20 protein-coding genes are annotated in these 22,404 nt (G+C 61.2%); 11 read left to right on the forward strand and 9 right to left on the reverse strand.

Going from position 1 to position 22,404, the window contains the following annotated elements; all coding sequences use genetic code 11:
* Positions 1-4 precede the first annotated feature (4 nt).
* The 3 genes from KBY75_RS02105 to lysA are packed head-to-tail and all read right to left on the reverse strand — an operon-like array spanning position 5 to position 3,014.
* The gene (locus tag KBY75_RS02105) at positions 5-778 is read right to left on the reverse strand and encodes an isoprenyl transferase (protein WP_255022783.1); all 774 of its coding nucleotides are present in this window, start codon (positions 776-778) and stop codon (positions 5-7) included.
* A complete protein-coding gene (cdaA, locus tag KBY75_RS02110) occupies positions 775-1,605 on the reverse strand; it encodes a diadenylate cyclase CdaA (protein ID WP_255022862.1) in 831 nt (276 codons plus the stop codon). Before cdaA ends, KBY75_RS02105 begins: the two co-directional genes overlap by 4 nt.
* Positions 1,606-1,625: 20 nt before the next feature.
* The gene (lysA, locus tag KBY75_RS02115) at positions 1,626-3,014 is read right to left on the reverse strand and encodes a diaminopimelate decarboxylase (protein WP_255022784.1); all 1,389 of its coding nucleotides are present in this window, start codon (positions 3,012-3,014) and stop codon (positions 1,626-1,628) included.
* Positions 3,015-3,041: 27 nt separating this feature from the next.
* Here lysA and rimI point away from each other — a divergent pair, with 27 nt between their 5' ends.
* From rimI to KBY75_RS02140, 5 genes are all read left to right on the forward strand, one after another.
* Positions 3,042-3,518 carry a ribosomal protein S18-alanine N-acetyltransferase gene (gene rimI, locus KBY75_RS02120; protein WP_255022785.1) on the forward strand — a complete coding sequence of 159 codons (477 nt, stop codon included), beginning with the start codon at positions 3,042-3,044 and terminating at the stop codon, positions 3,516-3,518.
* Positions 3,519-3,697: 179 nt separating this feature from the next.
* Entirely contained in the window at positions 3,698-6,250 is a 2,553-nt protein-coding gene (locus KBY75_RS02125; protein WP_254936048.1) for an ATP-dependent Clp protease ATP-binding subunit, read from the forward strand.
* A gap of 52 nt (positions 6,251-6,302) precedes the next feature.
* A complete protein-coding gene (locus tag KBY75_RS02130; protein ID WP_255022786.1) occupies positions 6,303-7,409 on the forward strand; it encodes an iron-containing alcohol dehydrogenase family protein in 1,107 nt (368 codons plus the stop codon).
* On the forward strand, positions 7,406-8,299 hold the full coding sequence (locus KBY75_RS02135) for an alpha/beta fold hydrolase (RefSeq protein ID WP_255022787.1): 894 nt from the start codon (positions 7,406-7,408) through the stop codon (positions 8,297-8,299). The genes KBY75_RS02130 and KBY75_RS02135 overlap by 4 nt, the downstream gene beginning before the upstream one ends.
* Positions 8,296-8,934, forward strand: coding sequence for a DUF2993 domain-containing protein (locus tag KBY75_RS02140; protein ID WP_255022788.1), 639 nt, complete (start codon positions 8,296-8,298; stop codon positions 8,932-8,934). The genes KBY75_RS02135 and KBY75_RS02140 overlap by 4 nt, the downstream gene beginning before the upstream one ends.
* Positions 8,935-8,941: 7 nt before the next feature.
* Here the strand turns inward: KBY75_RS02140 and KBY75_RS02145 are convergent, their stop codons facing one another.
* The 4 genes from KBY75_RS02145 to KBY75_RS02160 all read right to left on the reverse strand — a co-directional run bounded on the left by KBY75_RS02145 (position 8,942) and on the right by KBY75_RS02160 (position 13,180).
* Positions 8,942-9,862 (reverse strand): phosphatidate cytidylyltransferase, encoded by a 921-nt coding sequence (locus KBY75_RS02145; RefSeq protein ID WP_261347168.1) that lies wholly within the window; start codon positions 9,860-9,862, stop codon positions 8,942-8,944.
* Between the two features lie 10 nt (positions 9,863-9,872).
* Positions 9,873-10,532, reverse strand: coding sequence for a precorrin-6Y C5,15-methyltransferase subunit CbiT (gene cbiT / locus KBY75_RS02150; protein ID WP_255022789.1), 660 nt, complete (start codon positions 10,530-10,532; stop codon positions 9,873-9,875).
* A 7-nt stretch (positions 10,533-10,539) separates the two neighbouring features.
* Entirely contained in the window at positions 10,540-11,871 is a 1,332-nt protein-coding gene (locus KBY75_RS02155; protein WP_255022790.1) for a lysine decarboxylase, read from the reverse strand.
* An 85-nt stretch (positions 11,872-11,956) separates the two neighbouring features.
* Positions 11,957-13,180, reverse strand: a complete 1,224-nt coding sequence (locus tag KBY75_RS02160) for a hypothetical protein (RefSeq protein WP_255022791.1) — start codon at positions 13,178-13,180, stop codon at positions 11,957-11,959.
* 79 nt (positions 13,181-13,259) lie between these two features.
* Between KBY75_RS02160 and KBY75_RS02165 the strand changes: the two genes are divergently transcribed.
* Positions 13,260-14,360 (forward strand): ABC transporter substrate-binding protein, encoded by a 1,101-nt coding sequence (locus KBY75_RS02165; protein WP_255022792.1) that lies wholly within the window; start codon positions 13,260-13,262, stop codon positions 14,358-14,360.
* A gap of 85 nt (positions 14,361-14,445) precedes the next feature.
* The gene (locus KBY75_RS02170) at positions 14,446-16,086 is read left to right on the forward strand and encodes an AarF/ABC1/UbiB kinase family protein (protein WP_255022863.1); all 1,641 of its coding nucleotides are present in this window, start codon (positions 14,446-14,448) and stop codon (positions 16,084-16,086) included.
* Positions 16,087-16,111: 25 nt separating this feature from the next.
* On the opposite strand, the gene KBY75_RS02175 is transcribed toward KBY75_RS02170, so the two are convergent.
* On the reverse strand, positions 16,112-17,347 hold the full coding sequence (locus tag KBY75_RS02175; protein WP_255022793.1) for a hypothetical protein: 1,236 nt from the start codon (positions 17,345-17,347) through the stop codon (positions 16,112-16,114).
* Positions 17,348-17,411: 64 nt separating this feature from the next.
* Between KBY75_RS02175 and KBY75_RS02180 the strand changes: the two genes are divergently transcribed.
* Both KBY75_RS02180 and KBY75_RS02185 read left to right on the forward strand, forming a co-directional pair.
* The gene (locus tag KBY75_RS02180) at positions 17,412-18,506 is read left to right on the forward strand and encodes an ABC transporter substrate-binding protein (protein WP_255022794.1); all 1,095 of its coding nucleotides are present in this window, start codon (positions 17,412-17,414) and stop codon (positions 18,504-18,506) included.
* Positions 18,507-18,544: 38 nt separating this feature from the next.
* Complete coding sequence (locus KBY75_RS02185; protein WP_254936039.1) at positions 18,545-19,012, forward strand: hypothetical protein; 468 nt, start codon at positions 18,545-18,547, stop codon at positions 19,010-19,012.
* A gap of 58 nt (positions 19,013-19,070) precedes the next feature.
* Here KBY75_RS02185 and KBY75_RS02190 read toward each other — a convergent pair whose 3' ends face one another.
* Entirely contained in the window at positions 19,071-20,087 is a 1,017-nt protein-coding gene (locus tag KBY75_RS02190) for an RpoD/SigA family RNA polymerase sigma factor (RefSeq protein WP_255022795.1), read from the reverse strand.
* A 140-nt stretch (positions 20,088-20,227) separates the two neighbouring features.
* Between KBY75_RS02190 and KBY75_RS02195 the strand changes: the two genes are divergently transcribed.
* Together KBY75_RS02195 and KBY75_RS02200 are read left to right on the forward strand one after the other, a co-directional pair.
* Positions 20,228-21,595, forward strand: a complete 1,368-nt coding sequence (locus KBY75_RS02195) for an acyltransferase domain-containing protein (protein WP_255022796.1) — start codon at positions 20,228-20,230, stop codon at positions 21,593-21,595.
* Positions 21,596-21,657: 62 nt separating this feature from the next.
* A complete protein-coding gene (locus tag KBY75_RS02200; protein WP_255022797.1) occupies positions 21,658-22,389 on the forward strand; it encodes a pseudouridine synthase in 732 nt (243 codons plus the stop codon).
* Positions 22,390-22,404 lie beyond the last annotated feature (15 nt).

A 22,404-nucleotide genomic window follows, 5' to 3' on the forward strand; every position in this document is an offset into this window, starting at 1 on the left:
GAGTTCAGCAGGGTTCGACACCACCAAAGCGGCGCTGGCGGCCTTGGTAGTCGAGCAGGGCATCGAGCAGGGCCGCCTGATTGAAATCGGGCCAGAGCACATCGGTGATGTGGATTTCGGCGTAGGCGAGCTGCCAAAGCAGGAAATTGCTGATGCGCCTCTCGCCACTGGTGCGGATCAGCAGATCCGGATCGCACTCACCAGCGGTGTGCAGCTCGGCGGCGAGCTGCTGCTCATCGATTGCGGCAGGATCTAGTTCCCCAGCCACGCAGCGCCGCGCCAGCCGCTGGGCAGCCCGCACCAGCTCGGCTCGGCCGCCGTAGTTGGTGCAAACGTTGAAGTGAATGCCGGTATTAGCTGCCGTGCGCTCGGTGGCATCGGCAATCAGGCGCTGCAGCCCCTCCGGCAGGGGCTCAAGATCGCCAAGAAAGCGAATCCGCACATGCTCCTGCTCCAGGGATTGAAGCTCGCGGGCCAGCACCCGCTCAAACAGGGCCATCAGAAAGCTCACCTCCTCGCCAGGGCGGCTCCAGTTTTCGGTGGAAAAGGCGTAGGCGGTGAGGGCGCTGATGCCCCAGTCGCTGCAGAGCCGCAAGGTGCGCTTAAGGGCCTCAACCCCTTCACGGTGGCCCATCACCCGGGGAAGATTGCGCTGCTTTGCCCAGCGGCCATTGCCGTCCATGATCACGGCCACATGGCTGGGCAACCTCGCCGGATCAAGGCCAGGGGTCACTACCTCGGGGGCAGTCGCAGTGGTGGTCGCCAGGGCGCGACTCATCCGCGGGATTCCGGCGTGTCCTTCACCACGCTACGCCCAACAGGCAAGGCCAGGGCCTGGCTGAGCAGGTCGTGCAGACGGCTGCTGGTAATCGGCCGCTCGAGGCGGCCCTGACTCGCCAGCGACAGGGTGCCGGTTTCCTCCGACACAACGATCGCCAGGCACTGATCGAAGCGCTCGGTCAGACCCAGAGCCGCCAGATGGCGGGTGCCATAGCGGTTGATGCCCTGGCGGGATAGGGGCAGGATCACACCGGCGGCGACGATGCGGTTGGCCTTCACCAGCACGGCACCGTCGTGCAGCGGCGTGTCAGCGGCGAACAAGTTGAGCAGCAAATCCACCGACAGCTTGGCGTCGAGGCCAATGCCGGGATTCAAGAAGTCTTCGGGACGCAGGTCGCTGCCCAGATCCACCACGATCAAGCCGCCGCGGCGGGCCTGGGAAAGGCGGCCGGCAGCCTCACTTAGAACCGCCACCGATCCCGATCCCAGTTGGTCTTGGCTGCGGCTGCCAAACAGAACCCCGATGCGGCCGGTGCCCAGCAGCTCCATCAGCCTGCGCAGCTCCCCCTGCCAGAGAATCGCCAGGGCGAGGCTGCAGGCCAGCACCAGGGCATCAACAAGCTTGCTGGTGAGCGGCAGGTTGGCGTAGCGCTGCACCACCCAGGCCAGGGCCACCAGCAACAAATAGCCCCGCAGCAGCCAGAGGGTGCGGGCCTCGGTGACCCGGCCCAGCACAAGCACACCCAGGCCGAAGGCGAATAGCAGATCAAGTAGCAAGCGCAAATCGATCAGCCTTAGCAACTCACCCAGTTGCGGCCCGATCACGCGCACTCCAATCGATTAACTCACCTTACCGATCGCAACCGAGTTGGCAAAACGTCGTAGCGCAGTAGGTCTTCCGGCTGCTCGCGGCGCTGCACCAAATCAGCGAACCCGTCGTGGACCAACACCGCCGCTGGCCGAGGGATGCGGTTGTAGTTGGAGCTCATCGAGGCGTTGTAAGCGCCGGTGGCAAAAACCACCAACACATCGCCGCTGCCAGCTGGCGGCAGGGCCAAATCCTTGAGCAGCACGTCGCCAGATTCGCAGTGCTTACCAGCCACGGTGACGGTTTCGCTGGCCTCGGCCGTGGGGCGATCGGCCAACACCGCCGTGTATTGGGACTGGTAGGTGATCGGCCGGGGGTTGTCGCTCATGCCGCCGTCCACCGAGAGGTAGGTGCGGAGGCCGGGGATGTCCTTGCGGCTGCCCAGCTCGTAGAGGGTGACCCCGGCACTGGCCACCAGGGAACGCCCCGGCTCACAGAGCAGGCGGGGCAGCTCCAGCCCCCGCTCCTGACAGGCCGCCACCACCGCCTCAGCCACGGTGCGCACCCACTCACTGATGCTCGGCGGATCGTCGCTGGTGGTATGGCGAATACCCAGGCCACCGCCCACGTTGAGATCAACCACCGGGTGCCCCAGGGAGCGGGCCAAGGCCAGAGCGTCGGCCATCACGCCAGCCAGATCGCGGTGGGGCTGGAGCTCGAAAATCTGGGAGCCGATATGGGCGTGCAACCCGGTGAGCTGGGCCCAGGAACAGGTCACCAGGTGCTGCAGCACCGCCTCGAGCTGGTCGGGATCAAAGCCAAACTTGCTGTCGAGGTGGCCGGTGCGGATGTACTCATGGGTGTGGCACTCAATGCCCGGCGTAAAACGCAGCATCAGCTGCACAGGTCGCTGCAAGTCAGGGGCCAGGGCAGCCAGCAGCTCAAGATCGCGCCAGTTGTCAGCCACCACCGTGACGCCCTGCTCGGCTGCCAGGGCCAGCTCTTCGCGGCTCTTGTTGTTGCCGTGCAGCACGATGCGCTCCGCCGGCATGCCCCCCTGCAGGGCTGTGAGCAACTCGCCAGCAGAAACCGCATCAAGCCCCAGGCCTTCGGATGCCACCAGGGCAGTTATGGCCAAGGAGCTATTGGCCTTGGAGGCGTAGATGGCTAGGGACGGCCCTGGGTAGTGCTGGGCGAGGGCTTCCCGGTAGGCCCGGCAGGTGCCCCGCAGGGTGGCTTCATCGAGCACATATAAAGGTGTGCCGTAATCGCGGGCCAGGTCGCTCAGCAGGCAGCCACCCACCAATAGGCGCCCCTCACTATCGAGGGCAGTGGTGAGGGGGGTGAGATTGCGATTAGGACTATGGGGATCCCTATCGCTTTCAAAGGGATTCAGCAGCGCAGCGGGCTCATGGGAGGTCAGCATGGCTTTGGCCGCGCGGGTCTAGTGAGCATGAATGTAAGGACCTCCCTGGCGGCGCTGCACCAGGCGGCCCTGGCACCTGAGCACCTGGAGGCCTGCTTAGGCCTCGACCAGGCCAGCCTCGGCGGCCTCTGGAACCGCGCCCAGTGGCAGAGCGAGCTGGCGGAGCAGCGGCGCCCCGGGGTGGGACTTTGGCAAGGGCAGCAGCTGCTGGCCATGGCTAGCGGATGGCTGGTGGTGGATGAACTGCACATCACCGTGGTGGCGGTGGATCCGGAGCAGCGGCGCCGGGGCTTAGGCCAGCAGGTGCTGAAGGCCCTGCTGCTGGAGGCCGGGCAGCAGGGGGCCCTGCACGCCACCCTGGAAGTAGCCCCGGCAAACACTGCAGCAGTGGCCCTATACCGCCGCCTGGGCTTCCGTGATGCGGGAGTGCGTCGCGGTTACTACCGCAATGGCGAAGACGCCCTGATCCAATGGCTGCGGTTATCTGACCTGAATGATGCGTAGCAGTGGTGTGGATAACCGGCTTTTCTTATTGCTAATGACCGCCAATTCAGCAATTTGCATTGTTGCCTTCAAACGCCTTAGAGCCAGCTACCGCAGGGGATCTGCCTTTGATGCGGCGTAAACCACACCACACCTGTTAACCCTGGTAGCTTGGAAGCACTTGTACCAGGCCTAGGCCAATGTTCGAGCGGTTTACTGAGAAAGCCATCAAGGTGATCATGCTGGCCCAAGAGGAGGCCCGCCGCCTTGGCCACAACTTTGTGGGCACCGAACAGATCCTGCTTGGCCTGATCGGTGAAGGCACTGGCGTTGCCGCCAAGGTGCTCAAGTCGATGGGGGTGAACCTCAAAGATGCCCGCGTTGAGGTTGAAAAAATCATCGGCAGAGGTTCAGGCTTCGTTGCCGTGGAGATCCCCTTCACGCCTCGCGCCAAGCGAGTTCTGGAACTCTCATTAGAAGAAGCTCGCCAGCTTGGTCACAACTACATTGGCACCGAGCACCTGCTGCTTGGCTTGATCCGTGAGGGTGAGGGTGTAGCTGCTCGGGTCCTGGAAAACCTTGGCGTTGATCTGGCCAAGGTGCGCACCCAGGTGATCCGCATGCTGGGCGAAACAGCCGAGGTAGCCGCCGGTGGCGGCAGCGGCAAGGGCTCCACCAAAACACCAACCCTCGACGAGTTTGGCAGCAACCTCACCCAGCAGGCCGCCGACGGCAAGCTCGATCCGGTGGTGGGTCGACAGAACGAAATTGAGCGTGTAATCCAAATACTGGGTCGTCGTACTAAGAATAATCCGGTGCTAATTGGCGAGCCTGGCGTAGGCAAAACAGCCATCGCCGAAGGCTTGGCTCAGCGAATCAATTCTGGTGATATTCCAGACATCCTCGAAGACAAACGAGTTCTCACCTTGGACATCGGCCTGCTGGTGGCAGGCACCAAATATCGGGGTGAATTTGAGGAGCGCCTCAAAAAAATCATGGAGGAGATCCGCAGCGCCGGCAATGTAATCCTCGTGATCGATGAGGTGCATACCTTGATTGGCGCAGGTGCGGCAGAAGGTGCTATCGATGCCGCCAACATTCTCAAGCCTGCCCTAGCCCGGGGTGAACTTCAATGCATCGGCGCCACCACCCTTGATGAGTACCGCAAACACATCGAGCGCGACGCGGCCCTAGAGCGCCGCTTCCAGCCGGTGATGGTGGGCGAGCCTTCCGTTATTGACACGATCGAAATTCTGCGTGGTCTGAAGGATCGCTACGAAGCTCACCACCGCCTCATAATTGCCGATGAGGCCCTAATTGCGGCAGCCACCCTGGGCGACCGCTACATCTCTGATCGCTTCCTACCAGACAAGGCAATCGACCTGGTAGACGAAGCCGGCAGCCGGGTGCGGCTGATGAATTCCAAGTTGCCGCCTGCCGCTAAGGAAGCTGATAAGCAGCTGCGCGCTGTCCAGAAAGACAAAGAACAGGCCGTGCGGGAGCAAGACTTCACCAAGGCAGGTGAGTTGCGCGATAAGGAAGTAGAGCTGCGCGAGCAGATTCGTTCAATCCTGCAGACCCGCAAAGATGAGGAGCCAGCAGCTGAGGCCGTGACTGCTGAGGCCGGTAGCAGTGCACCCATAGCAGTGTTTGAGGGTGCCGCCGATGGCGACCGCACGCCCATGGTTACGGAGGAAGACATCGCCCACATCGTTGCCTCCTGGACCGGTGTGCCTGTTCAGAAGCTCACCGAAAGCGAGACAGCCAAGCTGCTGAACATGGAGGAGACCCTCCACCAGCGCTTAATTGGCCAAGACGAAGCCGTTAAGGCCGTGTCCCGTGCCATCCGCCGGGCCCGGGTTGGGCTGAAAAATCCCAACCGCCCGATTGCCAGCTTTATCTTCTCCGGCCCAACCGGCGTTGGTAAAACCGAGCTCACCAAGTCCCTGGCGGCTTACTTTTTCGGCAGCGAAGAAGCCATGATCCGGCTTGACATGTCGGAATTCATGGAGCGCCACACGGTCAGCAAGCTGATCGGCTCGCCTCCAGGCTATGTGGGCTTCAATGAAGGTGGCCAGCTCACCGAGGCTGTACGCCGCCGTCCCTACACCGTGGTGCTATTCGACGAGATCGAAAAAGCACACCCCGATGTGTTCAACCTGCTGCTGCAACTGCTCGAAGACGGTCGCCTGACCGATTCCAAGGGCCGCACGGTGGACTTTAAGAACACCCTGATAATTATGACCTCGAACATTGGTTCGAAGGTGATTGAAAAGGGCGGCGGCGGCCTCGGATTCGAGTTTGGCGGTGGTGATGCAGATGAGACCAACTACAACCGCATTCGCTCGCTAGTTAATGAGGAGCTGAAGCAATACTTCCGCCCTGAATTTCTCAACCGCCTCGACGAAATCATTGTCTTCCGTCAGCTCAACCGCGACGAGGTCAAGGATATTGCCGAGATCATGCTCAAGGAGGTGTTCAGCCGGATGTTGGAGAAGGGCATTGCCCTATCAGTTACTGAAGCCTTTAAGGAACGGCTGGTCGAGGAGGGCTACAACCCCTCCTACGGCGCCCGTCCCCTACGCCGAGCTGTGATGCGGCTGCTTGAAGATTCGCTGGCCGAGGAATTCCTCACCGGACGGATTGGCGATGGCGACTCCGCCTTGGTGGATGTCAATGAGGACAAGCAGGTAGTGATCCGCAAGCAGGCAGCCCTGCCGGCCGAGCCGGAATTGGCTGCGGCTGGAGTTTGAGGGGATTCGGGCCTAGCCCGTACCATCACTTGGGGATGAAAGCAGCAGCGGGATGAGCAACTCCCTGAGCCAACACGCCATCGCACCTGCAGAGGTGTACAGGGGCCCTGGAGCTTGGCTCCAGGGCATCCCGCGGCTAGCTGCCCTGGGCCAGCGCCCCCTGGTGCTAGGTCGCAGCGTCGTAACAGCCCGGCTGAGGCAGCAGCTGGTTGCCGACTTACATCAGGCTGGGCTTGAGCCCCACTGCGCCGAGTTGCAGTTCGACTGCTGCGAAGAAGACCTGCAACCAGTCGCTGCGATTTGTCAAAAGCAAGGCTGCGATGCAGTTGTGGCCATTGGTGGCGGCAAGGTGCTCGATGCCGGCAAGCTGCTGGCCCACCGGCTAAGCCTGCCTTGCATCACCGTGCCCACCAGTGCGGCCACCTGCGCGGGCTGGACTGCCCTGGCAAACATCTATTCAGCTGAAGGTGCCTTTCTGGGCGATGTGGCCTTGGCCCGCTGCCCAGATCTGCTCATCTTTGACCACGACCTGGTCCGCCAAGCCCCAGCACGCACCTTGGCAAGCGGCATCGCCGACGCCATGGCCAAGTGGTATGAGTCGTCGGTGAGCAGTGGCGCCAGCGGCGATGGCCTGGTGCAGCAAGCGGTTCAGATGGCCCGGGTGCTGCGCGACCAACTCATGCTGGAAGCCGAATTTGCCCTCCAGGATCCCCACGGCCCCGCCTGGGAGCGGGTGGCTGAAGCCTGCGGCCTCAGCGCTGGCTTGATCGGCGGTATTGGGGGAGCCCGCTGCCGCACCGTGGCCGCCCATGCCGTTCACAACGGCCTCACCCAACTGGAGGCCAGCCATGGCCGCCTACATGGCGAAAAAGTGGGCTTCGGGATCCTGGTGCAGCTGCGGCTGGAGGAGGTGCTCGGCGGCAACCAGCTGGCCGGCCAATCCCGGCGCCAGCTGCTGCCCCTGTTCCGCAAGCTCGGCCTGCCGGTGAGCCTGGAGGAGCTTGGCCTGGCTGAGGCAGGCCTGCACCAGCTGCAGCAGGCCTGCGCCTTTGCCTGCCGCGATGATTCCGATCTGCACCACCTGCCCTTTGCCGTAGGGCCCAACGACCTACTGGCCGCCCTGGTGAGCACCTGCAGCAGCGAGCGCCAGCCCGCGTGAACAGCGAGCCCACAGCCCAGCAAGCCCTGGTGGCGGCAGCGGCCAGCAGCCTGCTGGATCCCCAGGGCAGGGCCCTGGCAGCGCAGGTGCAGTGGTGGCCCCTGCCTGAACTCGGCGGTGAGGGGCCCTGGCCTGTGGCCGTGCTGGGCGAGGGGCCACCGGTGTTGCTGCTGCATGGCTTTGATAGTTCCTTCCTGGAATTCCGGCGTCTGTCCCCCCTGCTGGCCAGCGGCGTGCAGCTATTCATTCCCGACCTGTACGGCTTTGGCTTCTGCCCAAGGCCCAGCGGCGGCGATTACAGCCCCAGCGGCGTGCTGCGCCACCTGGAGGTTTTGGCGCGGGAAATTGGCAGCCGCAATCCCGCCCCCCTCGGCCTGATCGGTGCCTCGATGGGTGGCTCGGTGGCGGTGGAGCTGGCCCGACGCCTGCCCGAGCAGGTGAATCGGCTATTGCTGCTTGCTCCAGCCGGCCTAACTGGCCGTCCCATGCCCCTGCCGCCCCTGCTCGATGGCCTGGGCGTGCGCTTTCTGGCCCTACCAGGGGTGCGCCGGGGCCTTTGCCGCACCGCCTTCGCCGATCCGGACGCCGCCGTGGGAGCTGCCGAACTGGAGATCGCCTCGCTGCACCTGCAAAGCCCTGGCTGGGCTGATGCCCTGCGGCGCTTTGCCCGCTCCGGTGGCTTCGCCGGCGCCGGCGCCCCCCTGCCCCACCAACCAATCACGGTGCTGTGGGGCGCCAATGACCGCATCCTGCGGGCACCCCAGAAGCGGGCGGCCCTGGCCCTGTTAGGAGAGCGGGTGCTTGAGCTGGATGCCTGCGGCCACCTACCGCACCTCGATCAGACCGCCACCGTCGCCGCCACCTGGCTCGACGCCCCTTCCCAGCAATGAGCAGCAGCGACGACAAACCAGGCGGGCCGGTGATGCAGCTGCTGGCCAGCGGCCTGCAGCTCTGGGTGCGCCAGCAGTGCCAGGCCATTGGCAGTCTCGATATCCAGCTGCAAGGCACTGGCTTGCAGTTACTGCGCGGTCGTCTGGCCGGCGTGCAACTGCTGGCCCGCCGGGTGATCTACAAGGACCTCCACTTCGAGCTGGTGGAGCTAAGCAGCGGTCCCATCCAGGTGCACAGCGGCAACCTGCTCAAGGGCCAACCGCTACAGCTGGAGCGGGCCTTCGAGATCCAGGGCCAGGTGAGTTTCACCGCCGACGGCCTCACCCGCTCCCTCAGCGCCCCCCAGTGGCGCGCCCTAGGCGATGGCCTGGGCGAGGCCCTGCTTGGCATCGTGCCCCTGGTGGAGCTGCGCATGTGCCGCGACAACCTGGTGTTTGCCGCCCGAGCCCTTGGCGCTCCCGACTTGGTCGAGCTCGCCACCACCGTGCTGGCAGCTAGGGGCAGCATCGAAATTCGCTCCGTTGACGGCGAGGTCAGCAGCAGGCTGCCGATGGATCCCGGCATCCACATCAGCGATGCCCGCATAGAGGCAGGCATGGTGCAGCTGATTGGCACGGCCCAGGTGAGCCCTTAGGCCTGCACTAGCCCTGCAAGAGGGGCAACACCAGGGTTACCAGCGAGTAAACCACCGCCGGCACAAACAAATAGCTGTCGATTCGATCCAGGATCCCGCCATGCCCCGGGATGGCATCCCCGGAATCCTTTAGGCCTGCATCGCGCTTCATCATCGATTCGGTGAGGTCACCCACCAGGGCAAACAGGGCCACCACCGCCCCGAGCACCGCACCGATCAGCCAGCCCCAGCTCCAGCCGATCAAGGTGCCGCCGAAAGCACCCACCGCCACCGCACAGGCCACCCCGCCCAGGGCACCCTCCACCGTTTTGCCAGGGGAGATTGGCGAAAGCGGATGGCGCCCCAGCCGGCGGCCGATCACGTAAGAGCCGATGTCGGTGGCCACGATCAGGAAGCAGGCCAGCAGGGTGAGGGCGAGCCCGGCGCTGGCGGGCCAGGGCTGGCCGGCCAGGTTGGGCGCCAGAGCGTCGCCGGCCAGGTCGCGCAGACGTATCCAGTAGCTGGGCAGAAAACCCAGGTAAAACAGCCCGAAAATTGAAGCCGCGATGTCGGCGATGGTGCCGGTGACCGGCTGCAACAGCAGCCAGCCGCAGATCACCGCCCCAGAGGCCGGCAGCACAGCTGCGGCCACATCACCGGCGAACCAACCGCCACCCAATAAGCCACTGCCACTGGCCAGCTGGGTGGTGACCAGCAGCAGCTGCACCGCCACCAGGGTGGTTTTGGTGGCGGGCCGAATCCCCTTGAACTGGGCCATCCGGAAGAACTCCAGCAGCCCCAAGTGCACGATCACCCCCACGGCCACCGTGAACCACCAGCCCCCAAGCATCACCACCACGAAGCCAAAGCCCCCAGCCAGCCAGCCGCTCAACAGCCGGGGTAGGGAGGTGGCGGTGCGGGGTTTAGCTGGCTGGGTAGGAGGTATCAACACGCGGCGATCAGGAGGTCTCCGAGCTAGCTGAGCGCTCGGCAGCAATCAAAAACAGTGGTTCAGCCGCAGCCAATTTGGCCTGGCTGCCGCGCCGTTGCATGCGGTGCACGGTGGCCTGCACCACCTGCACATCGCAGGCCGCCAGCTGGCCAAGAGTATCGGTGGCATCCACCAAGCCCTCCAGGCTGGCGGTGCTGATCACCAAGCGCCCGCGGGGCACCAGCGCTTCCCATACCGCCAGCAGCACATCACCCAAGGGCCGTCCCACCTCCAGCAGCACCCGATCAGGGCGCGCGGGCAGCTGGTCCAGATCATCCGGCGCAGCGCCAGCGTGGATGTGCAGGTTGGTGATGCCAAAGCGGCGTCGGTTTTGCTCCAACAACTCGATGGCATCGGGGTCGCGCTCGAGGGTATGCACTGCCCCCCTGGGCATCAGCCGGGCGATTTCCAGGGCCAGGGCACCAGTGCCGCCGCCCACATCCCACACCAGGGAATCGGCGCGGGGGCGCAGATGGGCCAGCAGCATCACCCTCAGCTCCATGGGGGTGGGGCTGAAGCCCGGAGCGTCTTCAAAGGCACTATCCGGCAGCCCAGGGGTGACGAAATCCCACTGGTAGGTCGGCTGCTGGGAAGCTTGGCCTAGATCGGCCGCGGCACTGGAATCCATCGGCCCCCTATCCGGCCACAACCCTCACCGTATCAGCGATCTGGCCTGGCCAAAGCTGCTGCTGCTGCCGCAGCCAGGTAGCCCTAGCCAGATCGATCCGCTCGCCGGGCACCAGCAGGGGTATACCCGGAGGATAGGGACAAAGGGGTTCGGCGGCGATCCGGCCAGCTGCCGCCGCCAAAGCCACCACTTCCGCCGGAGCGCGCCAGGCCTCGGCCAGGGGCAGCTCCGGCTCCGCTACCAGCGGCAGCGGTGGCGCGCTGAAGGGTGGCAGGGGTGGTCCCCCCAGGGCACGCCGCAGGCGCAGCAGCTGCTGGGGCAGGCGCCACACCAGCCCAGGGGGCGGCGCCATACCCAAGCAAAAAGTGAGCGCCCCCGGTTCCGGCAACTCGGCGATCACACCCCGCTGCAGCAACCAGGCATCGGCCTCCAGCCCATTGATTCCCATGGCGGCGGTGTGCAGCACCAACCGCAGCGGGTCGTCATTGGCAACAAGGGGGAAGCCCAGCGCACGGCAGCGGAGTTGCAGGCGTTCGCCGCAGCGCCATGCCGCTTGCCAGCGGCGCCGGCCCGCCGAGCTGGTGAGGTCGTCGAGGGCAGCTGCTGCGGAGGCCAACAGCAGGGCGCTGGGGCTGGAGGTCTGCAGCCATAGCAGGGCCCGGGCCACGGCATCGCGATCAGCCCTGCCGCCCTGCAGCAGCAGGGCGGCGCTCTGGGCCAGGCCGCCGCCAGCTTTCTGGGCTGAGAGCACCACCAGATCAGCCCCAGCAGCCAAGGCTTCACCGCGGCCATGGGCTTGATCGACAAGCACGGGCAGCCCACGGCCGTGGGCCAATGCCACCAAGGCCGGCAGCTCGGCACGCTGGCCCTGGTAGCTCGGCGACACCAGCACTAGGGCCGCCAGGGGACCGTCCTGCTCTGCTGCTGCAAGCACCACCTCGAGATGGGCTGGACTCGGTGGCAGCCACAGGCCGCTGGCCGGATCGAAGGGCAGGTCAAACAGCACGGGCCTCAGCTGGCCCAGCACGCAGCCGTGCAGCAGGGAGCGGTGCAGGTTGCGGGGCAGCAGCACCCGGCTACCAGGGGGAGCCAGGGCTAGCAGGGCCGCCTGCAGCATGCCACTGGCGCCATTAACACCAAACCAAACCGCCTCCGCTCCAAGCTGGGAGGCACAACGCCGCTGAGCCTCAGCGACCGCACCGGTATCGATCAGGGGGCCACCCTGCTCCGGCAGCTCCGGCAGGTCCCAGCTGCCCGGCCGCTGACGCAGCAGGCGCCTCAGAGCAGGAGACAGACCCCGACCGCGGCCGTGGGCCGGCAGATGCAGGGACAAGCCCACGGGTCAGAAGGCAAGGGATTTACGGAGTCTGACCAATAACTAGCTGTCGTTCCCTGAGCATCGCCATAACCAACAGCAAGTCGCATTAAGCCCCAGGCGGGATTGTGAACCAGGCCACGGCAATTGCGATAGTGCTAAAAATAACTACCACTAGCGGCCAACTGCTATCTAGATGCTCAAGACGACTCTTCGTAAATTCCCTGCGCTCAATATCCTCTATTTCCTCCATGTCGGCGTAACGGCGACCAATCCAGATCACCAGCACAAAGGCAACCAGGGTGACCACATAAGCCACCACATAAACCTGATCAAGAAAAGTAAGGAATGGGAGAACGGGAAGGTCGCTGCGATATGTCTGCTGCAGGAAAACCAGTGTAAGTAGCACTGTCACTGGAATACTGGCACGGGCATCCTGCTCATCCGGCCGCACCTTGAACACAAGCAGCACCATCGACATAAGCACAACCAAAGGTAGCAACAGTCGCCACACCGCAGCCCAAGCGGAAGTTCCGAAGGAAATATCGAATAGCACCAAGCTGTAATCACTCTCACCGCCACCTTGCCCGAAACTTGTGGCGTACTGGTGACGATATTCAGCGATCGACCAACCCTGATTCAACCAGCCAAGTATACGAGCATTAAACCCCATCCCACTGTCACGAATGTCGGGTTCAAGCCGCAGCTTGTCGTAGCTAAGACTGCCGTCCACATCATTAGCCTCGATGAATAGAGGCAGGCTGATGCTCATAAAAGGGTAGTGACGAAAGCTCGCCTGATCGAGCAGATAGCGACCGCGGTAGCTGAATAATTGGTAATAGCCGCCATCAGCTCGTCGTTCTGGACCTTCACCAATCGGCTGAAGCTCCGGCGGTGCATCGCTGATCAAGGTATTGAGAAGGGTGAAGCGCTGATCAATCGAGATGCCGGCCGCATCGAGATAGCGCTGCAAAGGCTCGTCCCAGATCAGCCAGATGTAGCCACTGGAGGCAAAACTAGGAACGCTTAGATCGAGCTCAGAAGCGGTATTTGCATACACCCCAAGCTGGGCGCGGTAGGGCGCAGCGGCAAACGCCTCCTGATCAACACTTGCCTCACCTGGATTGAGCAGCTGACCGCGCAGGCTGGTCCAGCCACTCGGGGGCAGCTGGCTCGGATCGATGTTGAGCGAACGCGCTGAGGTGGAAAGCCGCAGGGCATCTCGGCTCTGAACCGGTGTGATGTCGATGCGCGTGATCGCGATCAAGGCCAGAATCACTGCCAGAAGGAGTGACACCGTGGCGAGCAAATTCCAGCGCCGCTGCTTCCTCACTAGTTTCCGGAGGCGGCTGAATCCGACATTACGCGCAAAACGGAGACTTGCCCTGCTGCTCCTCCCTCTGCTCACACCCTTGCTGCTGCGCTCAGCCGCGGCAGTTAAACAGCCTGCCAAAGCCCCACCAGAGCTGGTGATCGGCCAGTCGGCACCTTTTAGTGGAGCCTCTGCCCAAACGGCTAAGAGCTATCAAGAAGGCTTACTCGCCTGGTTCAGCGAGGTGAACCGGCGCGGGGGGATCCATGGCAGGCGATTGCGGCTGATCAGCCTTGACGACCGCTACGAACCGAAACTCACCCTGCGTAATACCCGCCAACTCATTGAGCACCAGCAGGCAATCGCCCTGATCGGCTTTTTTGGCACGGCCAACTCAAAAGCGATCCTGCCCCTAGTGGAGAAGGTAGGGATTTCCTACGTGGCTCCCAGAACTGGGGCAAAAGCCCTATTAAGACCTTACCGCCCCATGGTTTTCAACATGCGGGCTAGTTATCAGGCGGAGATCGATAGGGTGATCGACCACCTGGTGCGGGACGGCCGCCACCAGGTGGCGGTGGTGCACATCAAGGATGCCTATGGAGACGATGGGCTGCGCTCCACCAAAAAGGCCCTGGCCCGTCATGACCTGAAACCGGCGGCAGTTGCTGGGGTCATGCGCGACTCCACCAACACCAACGCAGCGGCAAGGCAAGTCGTGGCGGCCAATGCCAATGCAGTGTTGGTGATCGCCACCTTCACAACCTCCGCCTCTCTAAGCCGCGACTTGTACCGACTCGGCAGCAGGGCCCAGCTGATGAACCTTTCGCCGGTCGGAATCGAGGGCTTGCAGGATGCTCTGCCAGCTGGTCAGGCCAATGGTATAGGCATTTCCCAGGTGGTTCCCTTCCCCTGGAACCGAAGGGTCCCGGTGGTGGCCCAGTACCAGCAGCTAATGCAGCGGCAGCAAACGGAGGCGCACTACGGATACACGAGCCTGGAGGGTTTCCTGGCTGCCCGCTGGCTCACCGCTGCCTTGGATAAGGCGGGCCCCAACCCAAGCCGCGCCAAAGTGGTAGGGGCCTTCAGGAGTCTCACAAATCTCGACCTTGGCGGCTTCAAGCTGAGGCTCAGACCTGGCAACAATCAGGGCAGCGATTTGGTGGAATTAACTTTTCTGGGATCGCAACGTTGGGGGCCATAGGACCACAACGCAACAACTCAGCGTTTCTAGAGTCGGGCAGACGTATGGCTGCTGTGCCTTGACCAACGCCGAATCTGCCAGGGAGCTGAGTTACGACCCGGGCCGGGACCTGCGCTGGTTGCTGTTGCGCCCCTGGGTGCTGATCGCCCGGCTGATCGTGGTGATCTGGCAGCTGTCCAGCCTGGCCCTGGTGTTGGTGGTGCAGGGCAACAGCAGCAATGCCCAGGTGCAGCAACGGCTGGGCCAGCGCATTCTCACCACGCTCACGGACCTGGGCCCCTGCTTCATCAAGGTGGGCCAAGCCCTTTCCACCCGGCCCGATCTGGTGCGGCGCGACTGGCTCGAACAGCTAACCCAGCTGCAGGACAACCTGCCCGCCTATCCCCATGCGATTGCGCTAGCAACCATTGAACAGGAATTGGGCGCCCCGGCCGACCAGCTGTTTGAGGTATTCCCCGACTACCCCGTAGCAGCAGCCAGCCTGGGCCAGGTCTACAAAGCGCAGCTCGCTGATGGCCACTGGGTGGCAGTCAAGGTGCAACGCCCCAATCTGCCCACAATTTTGCGGCGGGATCTAGTGATCATCCGCCTGTTAGCTGTGCTGAGTGCGCCGCTGTTGCCGCTCAACCTGGGCTTTGGCCTCGGCGACATCATCGATGAATTCGGCTCAACATTGTTTGAGGAGATTGATTACCGGCTCGAGGCCAATAACGCTGAACGATTTGCCGATCTATTCGCCCGCCAGCCCGAGGTGACAGTGCCGCGGGTGGAGCGACTGCTATCCAGCCAGCGGGTGCTCACTACCCAGTGGATCAATGGCACCAAGTTGCAGGAACGCCAGGCGCTGGAAGCTCGCAACCTGGATCCCTCGGCCCTGATCCGCACTGGCGTGATCGCCGGACTGCAGCAACTGCTCGAATTTGGCTATTTCCACGCTGATCCCCACCCCGGCAACCTGTTTGCGCTCTCCGGCAAAACCGGCCCCCTAGGCCATGTGGCCTATGTGGATTTCGGCATGATGGATTCGATCAGCGACAGCGATCGCCTCACCCTCACCGGTGCCGTTGTTCACCTGATCAATCGGGATTTCAGCGCCCTGGCCGATGATTTCGTCAGCCTGGGTTTCCTCAACCCCAAGGCCGACCTCGAGCCAATCATTCCTGCCCTTGAGGAGGTGCTTGGTGGCGCCTTAGGCGACAACGTGGGCTCCTTCAACTTCAAAGCCATCACCGATCGCTTTTCGGAGCTGATGTATGCCTATCCCTTTCGGGTGCCGGCTCGCTTCGCCCTGATCATTCGGGCGGTGGTAAGCCAGGAGGGCTTGGCTCTGCGGCTTGATCCCAGCTTCAAGATCATCCGAGTTGCCTATCCATACGTGGCCCGGCGCCTGCTGGCAGGAGACACCAGTGAGATGCGCGAAAAACTGCTTGAGGTGCTCTTTGATCGACACGGCCGCCTGCAGCTTGAACGACTGGAGAATCTATTGGCGGTTGTGGAAAACGATTCCACCAGCCCCGATTTGCTTCCAGTTGCTGGAGCTGGCCTGAAACTGCTGTTGGGTCCAGAAGGCGGCAGCCTGCGTCAACGGCTGCTGCTTACCTTGGTCCAGGGTGATCGCTTGCACACAGATGATTTGCGAGCCTTGATGGGACTGATGGGACGTACTTTTTCACCCCGCAAGTTGGTGAGTGGCATGCTGGCAAGGCTCACACTGCAACCCGCTTAAACATTAGAATTAATTTATAGATAGCTCAAACAACTTGGGGGATCGTCATCCAGCAGAAGGTCATTGCAGCACCACCCACCAGCACTACCACTAGGGGCCAGATATCGTCGAGGCGATTCAGATGCATTAATAGTGCATGCTTCTCTGCTGGATCTTCAATCGATTCCATCACGGCATAGCGACGCCCAATCCATAGCACCAACACAAACGCTGCCAGCGTGACTACGTAAGCAACGACATATACTTGATCAAGGAAGGTAAGAAAGGGCAAATCAGGCAACTTGTCACGATAGGTTTGCTGTAGAAAAACCAGCGTAAGAAGCACAGTGACCGGGATACTGGCACGAGCATCCTGCTCATCAGGCCGCACCTTAAATACCAACAACACCATGGCCATCAGCACGGAGAGTGGCAACAACAATCTCCAGAAAGATGACCACGAAGAGGTGCCATAGGAAATTTCAAAGAGGATCTGGCTGTAGTCGTTTTCTTCGCCACCAAGGCCAAAATTTGTAGCGTAGTGGTGTCGGTATTCCGCAATTGACCAGCCGGTATTTAGCCAGCCAATAATGCGTGCGTAGAGACCCATGCCGCTGTTGCGAATCTCTGGAATTAAACGGAGATTTTGATAACCGAGCTCTCCATCCACGTCATTAGCCTCAATGACAAGTGGCAGGCTAATATTCATAAAAGGATAGTGGCGAAAACTAGCCTTATCTACATAATAACGACCAACATACGTGAATAATTGATAGTAGCCGCCATCGGCAAGTCGCACCGGCATTTCGCCCACCGGCCTAAGGCTTGAATCCTTATCAGAAAGCAAGGTATTTAGAACAATAAACAAGCTGGAAATATCTCCGCCATGAGTTTCCACATAACGCTGCATAGGCTCCTCCCAGCGCAGCCATACATAGCCACCACTTGAATAGCTTGGCACCGTTAGATCTAGCTCATAATTGCTAGTCGAATACACTCCCACTTCCACCTTGTATGGGGCTCGCTCCAGCTCAGCCCGATCGACCCGTTCCTCGCCAGCGCTGAGCTGGTCTCCCCGCATGGAGCTCCATACACCAAGGGCAGGCTTTTCGCCGAGGGGCAGGGTGGTGAGAGCGCGGGATGCGGAGGAGAGACGCAAAGAATCGCGGCTTAGCACCGGGCTCACATCAATGCGCCCGATCCCCAAAATTGCCAGGATGGCCGCCAGAACAACGGCAACCATCGCCAGCACGTTCCAAGGCCTTTGCCTGCGCTTACCCATGCCCAACTGCTGCAGTTTGCTGAAGTTAAAGCCGAAAGCCGCTTGTGAGCGAGTAGGCACCGCAGTGGCGCTGGCCCTGACGCTGGCCCTGCCTGGCCTGGCATCAACAGAACTGGTGCTGGGGCAGTCGGCGGCCCTCAGCGGCCCCTCCGGCATGCTCGGCAGCGAATACCGGCAAGGGGCTCTGGCCTATTTCTCAGAGGTGAATCGCCAAGGTGGCGTCCATGGCAAGCGCCTGAAGCTGCTGAGCCTCGACGACCGCTACGACCCACCTCTCACCCTGCGCAACACCAAGCAGCTGGTTGAGCGCGACAAGGTGTTTGCTTTGTTTGGTTATGTGGGCACCCCCACCGTCAAGGCGGTGTTGCCCTTGGTTGAGAAACAGAAAATCCCTTTGATCGCTCCACTCACCGGCGCCCAACTGCTACGCCAGCCCCATCGCCCCATGGTGTTCAACCTGCGTACCAGTTACCACATGGAAATTGACCGGATGGTCGACTACTTAGTGCGCAGCGGCCGCCATCGCGTTGCGGTTGTCTATCAAAACGATGCCTTTGGACAAGACGGACTCAAGGGATCTCTCAACGCCTTGAGACGCCATGGCCTCAAACCAGTGGCTACTGCCAGCGTTGAGCGCAACTCAAACCAAACCGGCAGGGCAGCCAGCATGGTGCAAAACGCCAATGCCAATGCAGTTTTGGTGGTAGCTGCCTACCCGAGCTCGGCCTCCTTAAGCCGCGAGATGCGGCGGCGCGGCAGCACAGCCCAGCTGATGAACGTGTCGTTTGTAGGTACCAGCGCCCTGCGTGCCTCCCTGCAAAGCCATGAGGCCAGTGGCATTGGCGTCGCCCAGGTGGTGCCTTTCCCTTGGAACGAAAGGGTGCCAGTGGTGAGGGAATACCAGGAATTGATGCGGCGCCAGCAGGCCAAACCGCACTTCGGCTTTAACAGCCTGGAGGGCTTCCTTGCCGCAAAAATGACAGTGGAAGGCCTGCGTCGAGCCGGGCCGGCACCCAGCCGCCAACGCTTTGTGACCGCGCTTGAGACCATGCGCGATGTAGACCTTGGTGGCTACCGGGTGCAACTGGGTCCCCAGGACCACAACGGCAGCAGCTTCGTCGAACTCACCTTCCTGGGTTCCCAGCGCTGGGAACCCTGAGGGCCTAGGGTCTCGGCCACCCAGACCAGTCTCAGCAGATGGCCAGCCTGCCCCTCGACGCCATGGACAGCAGCGCCCTGCCGGACGGCTGGATGTACGGCGATTTAGATGCGAGTGACATCCTGCTGGAATATGCCCAGATCATCCAGCCCCCCTACCTAGTGGCTGGTGTGGGCCTGGCCATCGGCGTGCTCTGCGGGCTCACCTTCGCCAAATTGGTAGAAAACAAGCTGGAGGGCTGGAAACAGGATCGCCTGCCCCTGCTACCGCTTGGCAGTTTTGCGGTCACCCTGCCTTACTTCGGCGTGGTGATCGGCATCACCCTGTTTATTGGCGGCAGCCTGCAGGTATTCGGTTTCTCGGCGGGGGTTGCCCTGCTGGTTTCTTTTGTGTTGTCGATTGCCACAGCTGGCGCCCTTTGGGTGCAGCTGGAACGGCTAATGGCCCAGGTAGAAGCTGGCACCTTCAGCGCAGTCGACTTCGATAACTTCGATCAATTTTTCTAGTTCAATTTTTTAGTTCGAATTTCCTAGGTTTATTGCTAACAATTATTGTTGGACCAGCTTAAGCTACCAAATAACCCTCAAGCATGCGTGACTGGGCCCGTACACCTTCGAGGGCTTTGCGCTCCAGGTTGCGAGTTTTATCGCGGCTCATTCCCAACTGCTTAGCAATGGCGCTCAGGCTCATCGGCTCCGAGCTCTCTTGTGGCTCCCCAGCCTCAATCCCATAACGCATCTTCAGCACCCGCCCCTGCAGCTCCGGCAGTTGCTCCAGCAGCGCTCGCAAGTCGCCCTTCAGGCACTCACCATCCACCCGATCCTCCGGCAACTCCGCATCTCCTGCCAGCAGGTCCAGTAGCTCGGTGTCGTCGCCATCGCCCACCTTCGTCTCCAGGCTCACCGGTTGGCGCGCACGGCACAGCAGATCTTTCACCTCTTCTTCCGGCAGTTCCACCGCTTCTGCCAGCTCCGTCACCGTCGGCGTGCGCCCCAGCAGCTGGCTCAGTTCACGCTGGCCCTTCTTCAGCTTGTTCAGCGTTTCGGTGATGTGGATTGGCAGACGGATCGTCCGGCTCTTCTCCGCTATCGCCCGCGTGATCCCCTGGCGAATCCACCAATACGCATAGGTTGAAAATTTATAGCCACGCGTTGGGTCGAACTTCTCCACACCTCGCACCAAACCGATCGTGCCCTCCTGGATCAGGTCCAGCAGCTCCATATTCCGCCGCGTGTACTTCTTAGCCACGCTCACCACCAGCCGCAAATTCGCAGCCACCATCCGCTCCTTGGCCCGACGGCCCGCCTGCAAGCGCTTCTTAAGCAGGGGCGCACTAAGCCCAGCAGCCTGGGCCAATTCCGCCTGGCTTGGCTTGTTGCCCAGCTGCACCTCCAACTCCTGCTCCAACTCCTCCAAACCCACCAGCTCCTGCACCTGGCGGCCCAGCGTGATCTCCTGCTCATGGGATAGCAGCGGCACTCGGCCGATGTCCCGCAGGTAGCTGCGCACTAGGTCGCCGCCTGATTGGGCCGAGGCAGCCCCGGCACTGGTGCTGGAGCCAAGAGCGGACAGGGCGGGCATGGCGAGCCGGGTTACGAAACTCTTTGGTTTCGCAAACCTACCACCGTTTTGGGTTGGCCTCCGCAAGCGGTCCCACCAGGCCCTCATACACCCTTACGGTAGGAATACAAAACTTTCTGATGGCTAGGCCGCCGAGCTCAATGCCAGAAAACTCGACGCCGTTAAATCTCCTTTGCGTATCAGGCGGAACAGAATTCGAGCTAAGAAAGCAAGCGTCGACATTGGCGAAGCTTATTGAAGCCAATGAGGAACTAGGACTAGGGAATATCTGCGAAACAATCAACACCAACAGCAAACACTTAAAACATAGACTTGTATGCATAGGAGAAGACTATCCAAGCATCCTAAACCAATTAAAAGCTTACGAATTAGGCGGTCCAAATGCAGCAACAGGCATCGGCGCAGTCAGCAACAAATCATCATCGAGACAAGAAAAATTAGCTTTTATGCTTGCCGGACAAGGCTCCCAGTATGTCGGCATGGCTCATTCTCTTTACACCACTCACTCCGTATTTAGAGAGGCTTTCCAGCGCTGCTCAATACTGCTTGATCCGCATCTAGATCGTCCTCTTGCCTCTGTGTTGTATCCCGAAACAGGACAGGCAGATCAAGCTGCTGAATTAATCAAACAAACAGCCTTCACCCAACCAGCCCTTTTTGTGTTGGGCTACGCATTAAGCGAAATGTGGTCCAGCTGGGGAATACGGCCTGACTTCTTAATCGGCCATAGCGCTGGCGAGATTATGGCTGCCTATCTGGCCGGAGTTTTCAGCCTAGAGGACGCCCTGAAAATCGTGACAGTCCGGAGCAAACTAATGCAGTCTCAACCCAGCAATGGCGGCATGCTCATGCTTGTTGCTAAGCCGGAAGAGGTCAGAGAGCTAATTTCTAATGCTAATGATGGTTGCAACAACTTGGTGATAGCTGCATACAATGGTCCTAGCAACACTGTGGTATCAGGCCCAGAGGAGGCACTCAATCAACTCCTAGCCCACACAACTTCCAGCAGCATCAAAACCAAAAGACTAGAGGTTTCACATGCATTCCATTCAGCTGCTATGAAGACGCTAGTGCCAGAACTCAGAAAAACTCTGTGCCAAATTAATTTCCAGCAACCCATTCGTCCATTTGTTAGCAATGTAACTGGCAGACAGGCAGGCCCAGAGATAGCCAGTAGCGACTACTGGTGTGATCACGTAACCAGCCCGGTGCGCTTCGCACAAGGAATGAACACGTTGGCAACCAATGGCGTCCGCAACTTTATAGAGCTGGGAGCAAGTTCAACCCTTTTGAGCCTAGGCCGTCAATGCTTAAAAAATTCAGGCCTAGCTAATATAAATAACTGCAATTGGTGGCCAAGCCTGCGCAATGGCAAAAACAACTGGGAAACTATTCTAAGCAGCTTAGGTGAAATATATAGCCACGGCTACCAAATTGACTGGAAAAGCTTCTACAAACCCATGGGCGGCCATCAAATACCCTTAGAAGGATTCACTTCCAATACATAAAGGCATTGCTTTCACTTCTTTCTATAAAGAATTAACCAATCAAGTCTATTGATTCGCAAACCATGGCCTCTGAACGGCTGCAAAAACTGATGGCCAACGCCGGGCTCTGCTCCCGGCGCCAGGCAGAGCAACTGCTGGCTCAAGGCCTGGTGCAGGTAAATGGTGCCGTAGTCCAGCTGGGCGATCGGGCCGACCCCGAGCGCGATCGCATCACCGTGCGGGGAGAGCCCCTGGCGGCCCGGCCCCAGCCCCTGCTGCTGCTGCTCAACAAACCGGTGGGAGTGGTTTGCAGCTGCCACGACCCCGAGGGGCGAACCACCGTGCTGGACCTGCTGCCAGACGAACTGCGCCACGGCAGCGGACTCCACCCGGTGGGCCGGCTCGATGCCAACAGCCGCGGCGCCCTGCTGCTCAGCAACCAGGGGGAGGTAACCCTGCGGCTCACCCATCCCCGCTACGGCCACCGCAAGACTTACCGGGTGTGGGTGAAGGGCCAACCGGATGACCAGGTGCTGGAGCGCTGGGCCGCCGGAGTGCCCCTTGATGGCCAGGCCAGCCAACCGGTGGGGCTGGCGCTGATTCAAAGGCGCCCCCAGGCAACCGAAATCGAACTGCGGATGGGAGAGGGACGCAACCGTCAGATCCGGCGCACTGCCGAGGCCCTTGGCCACCCCGTGCTCGATCTGCAGCGGCTGGCAATCGGCCCCCTGCAGCTGGGCGCATTGCCCGAAGGTCGCTGGCGGCGCCTCGATCGCCAAGAATGGCAACTGTTTAATCCCACACCCCCACCCTGAGCCCCTCTACCCCAC

This window comes from Cyanobium sp. T1G-Tous (assembly GCF_024345455.1).
Lineage (GTDB): Bacteria > Cyanobacteriota > Cyanobacteriia > PCC-6307 > Cyanobiaceae > Cyanobium_A.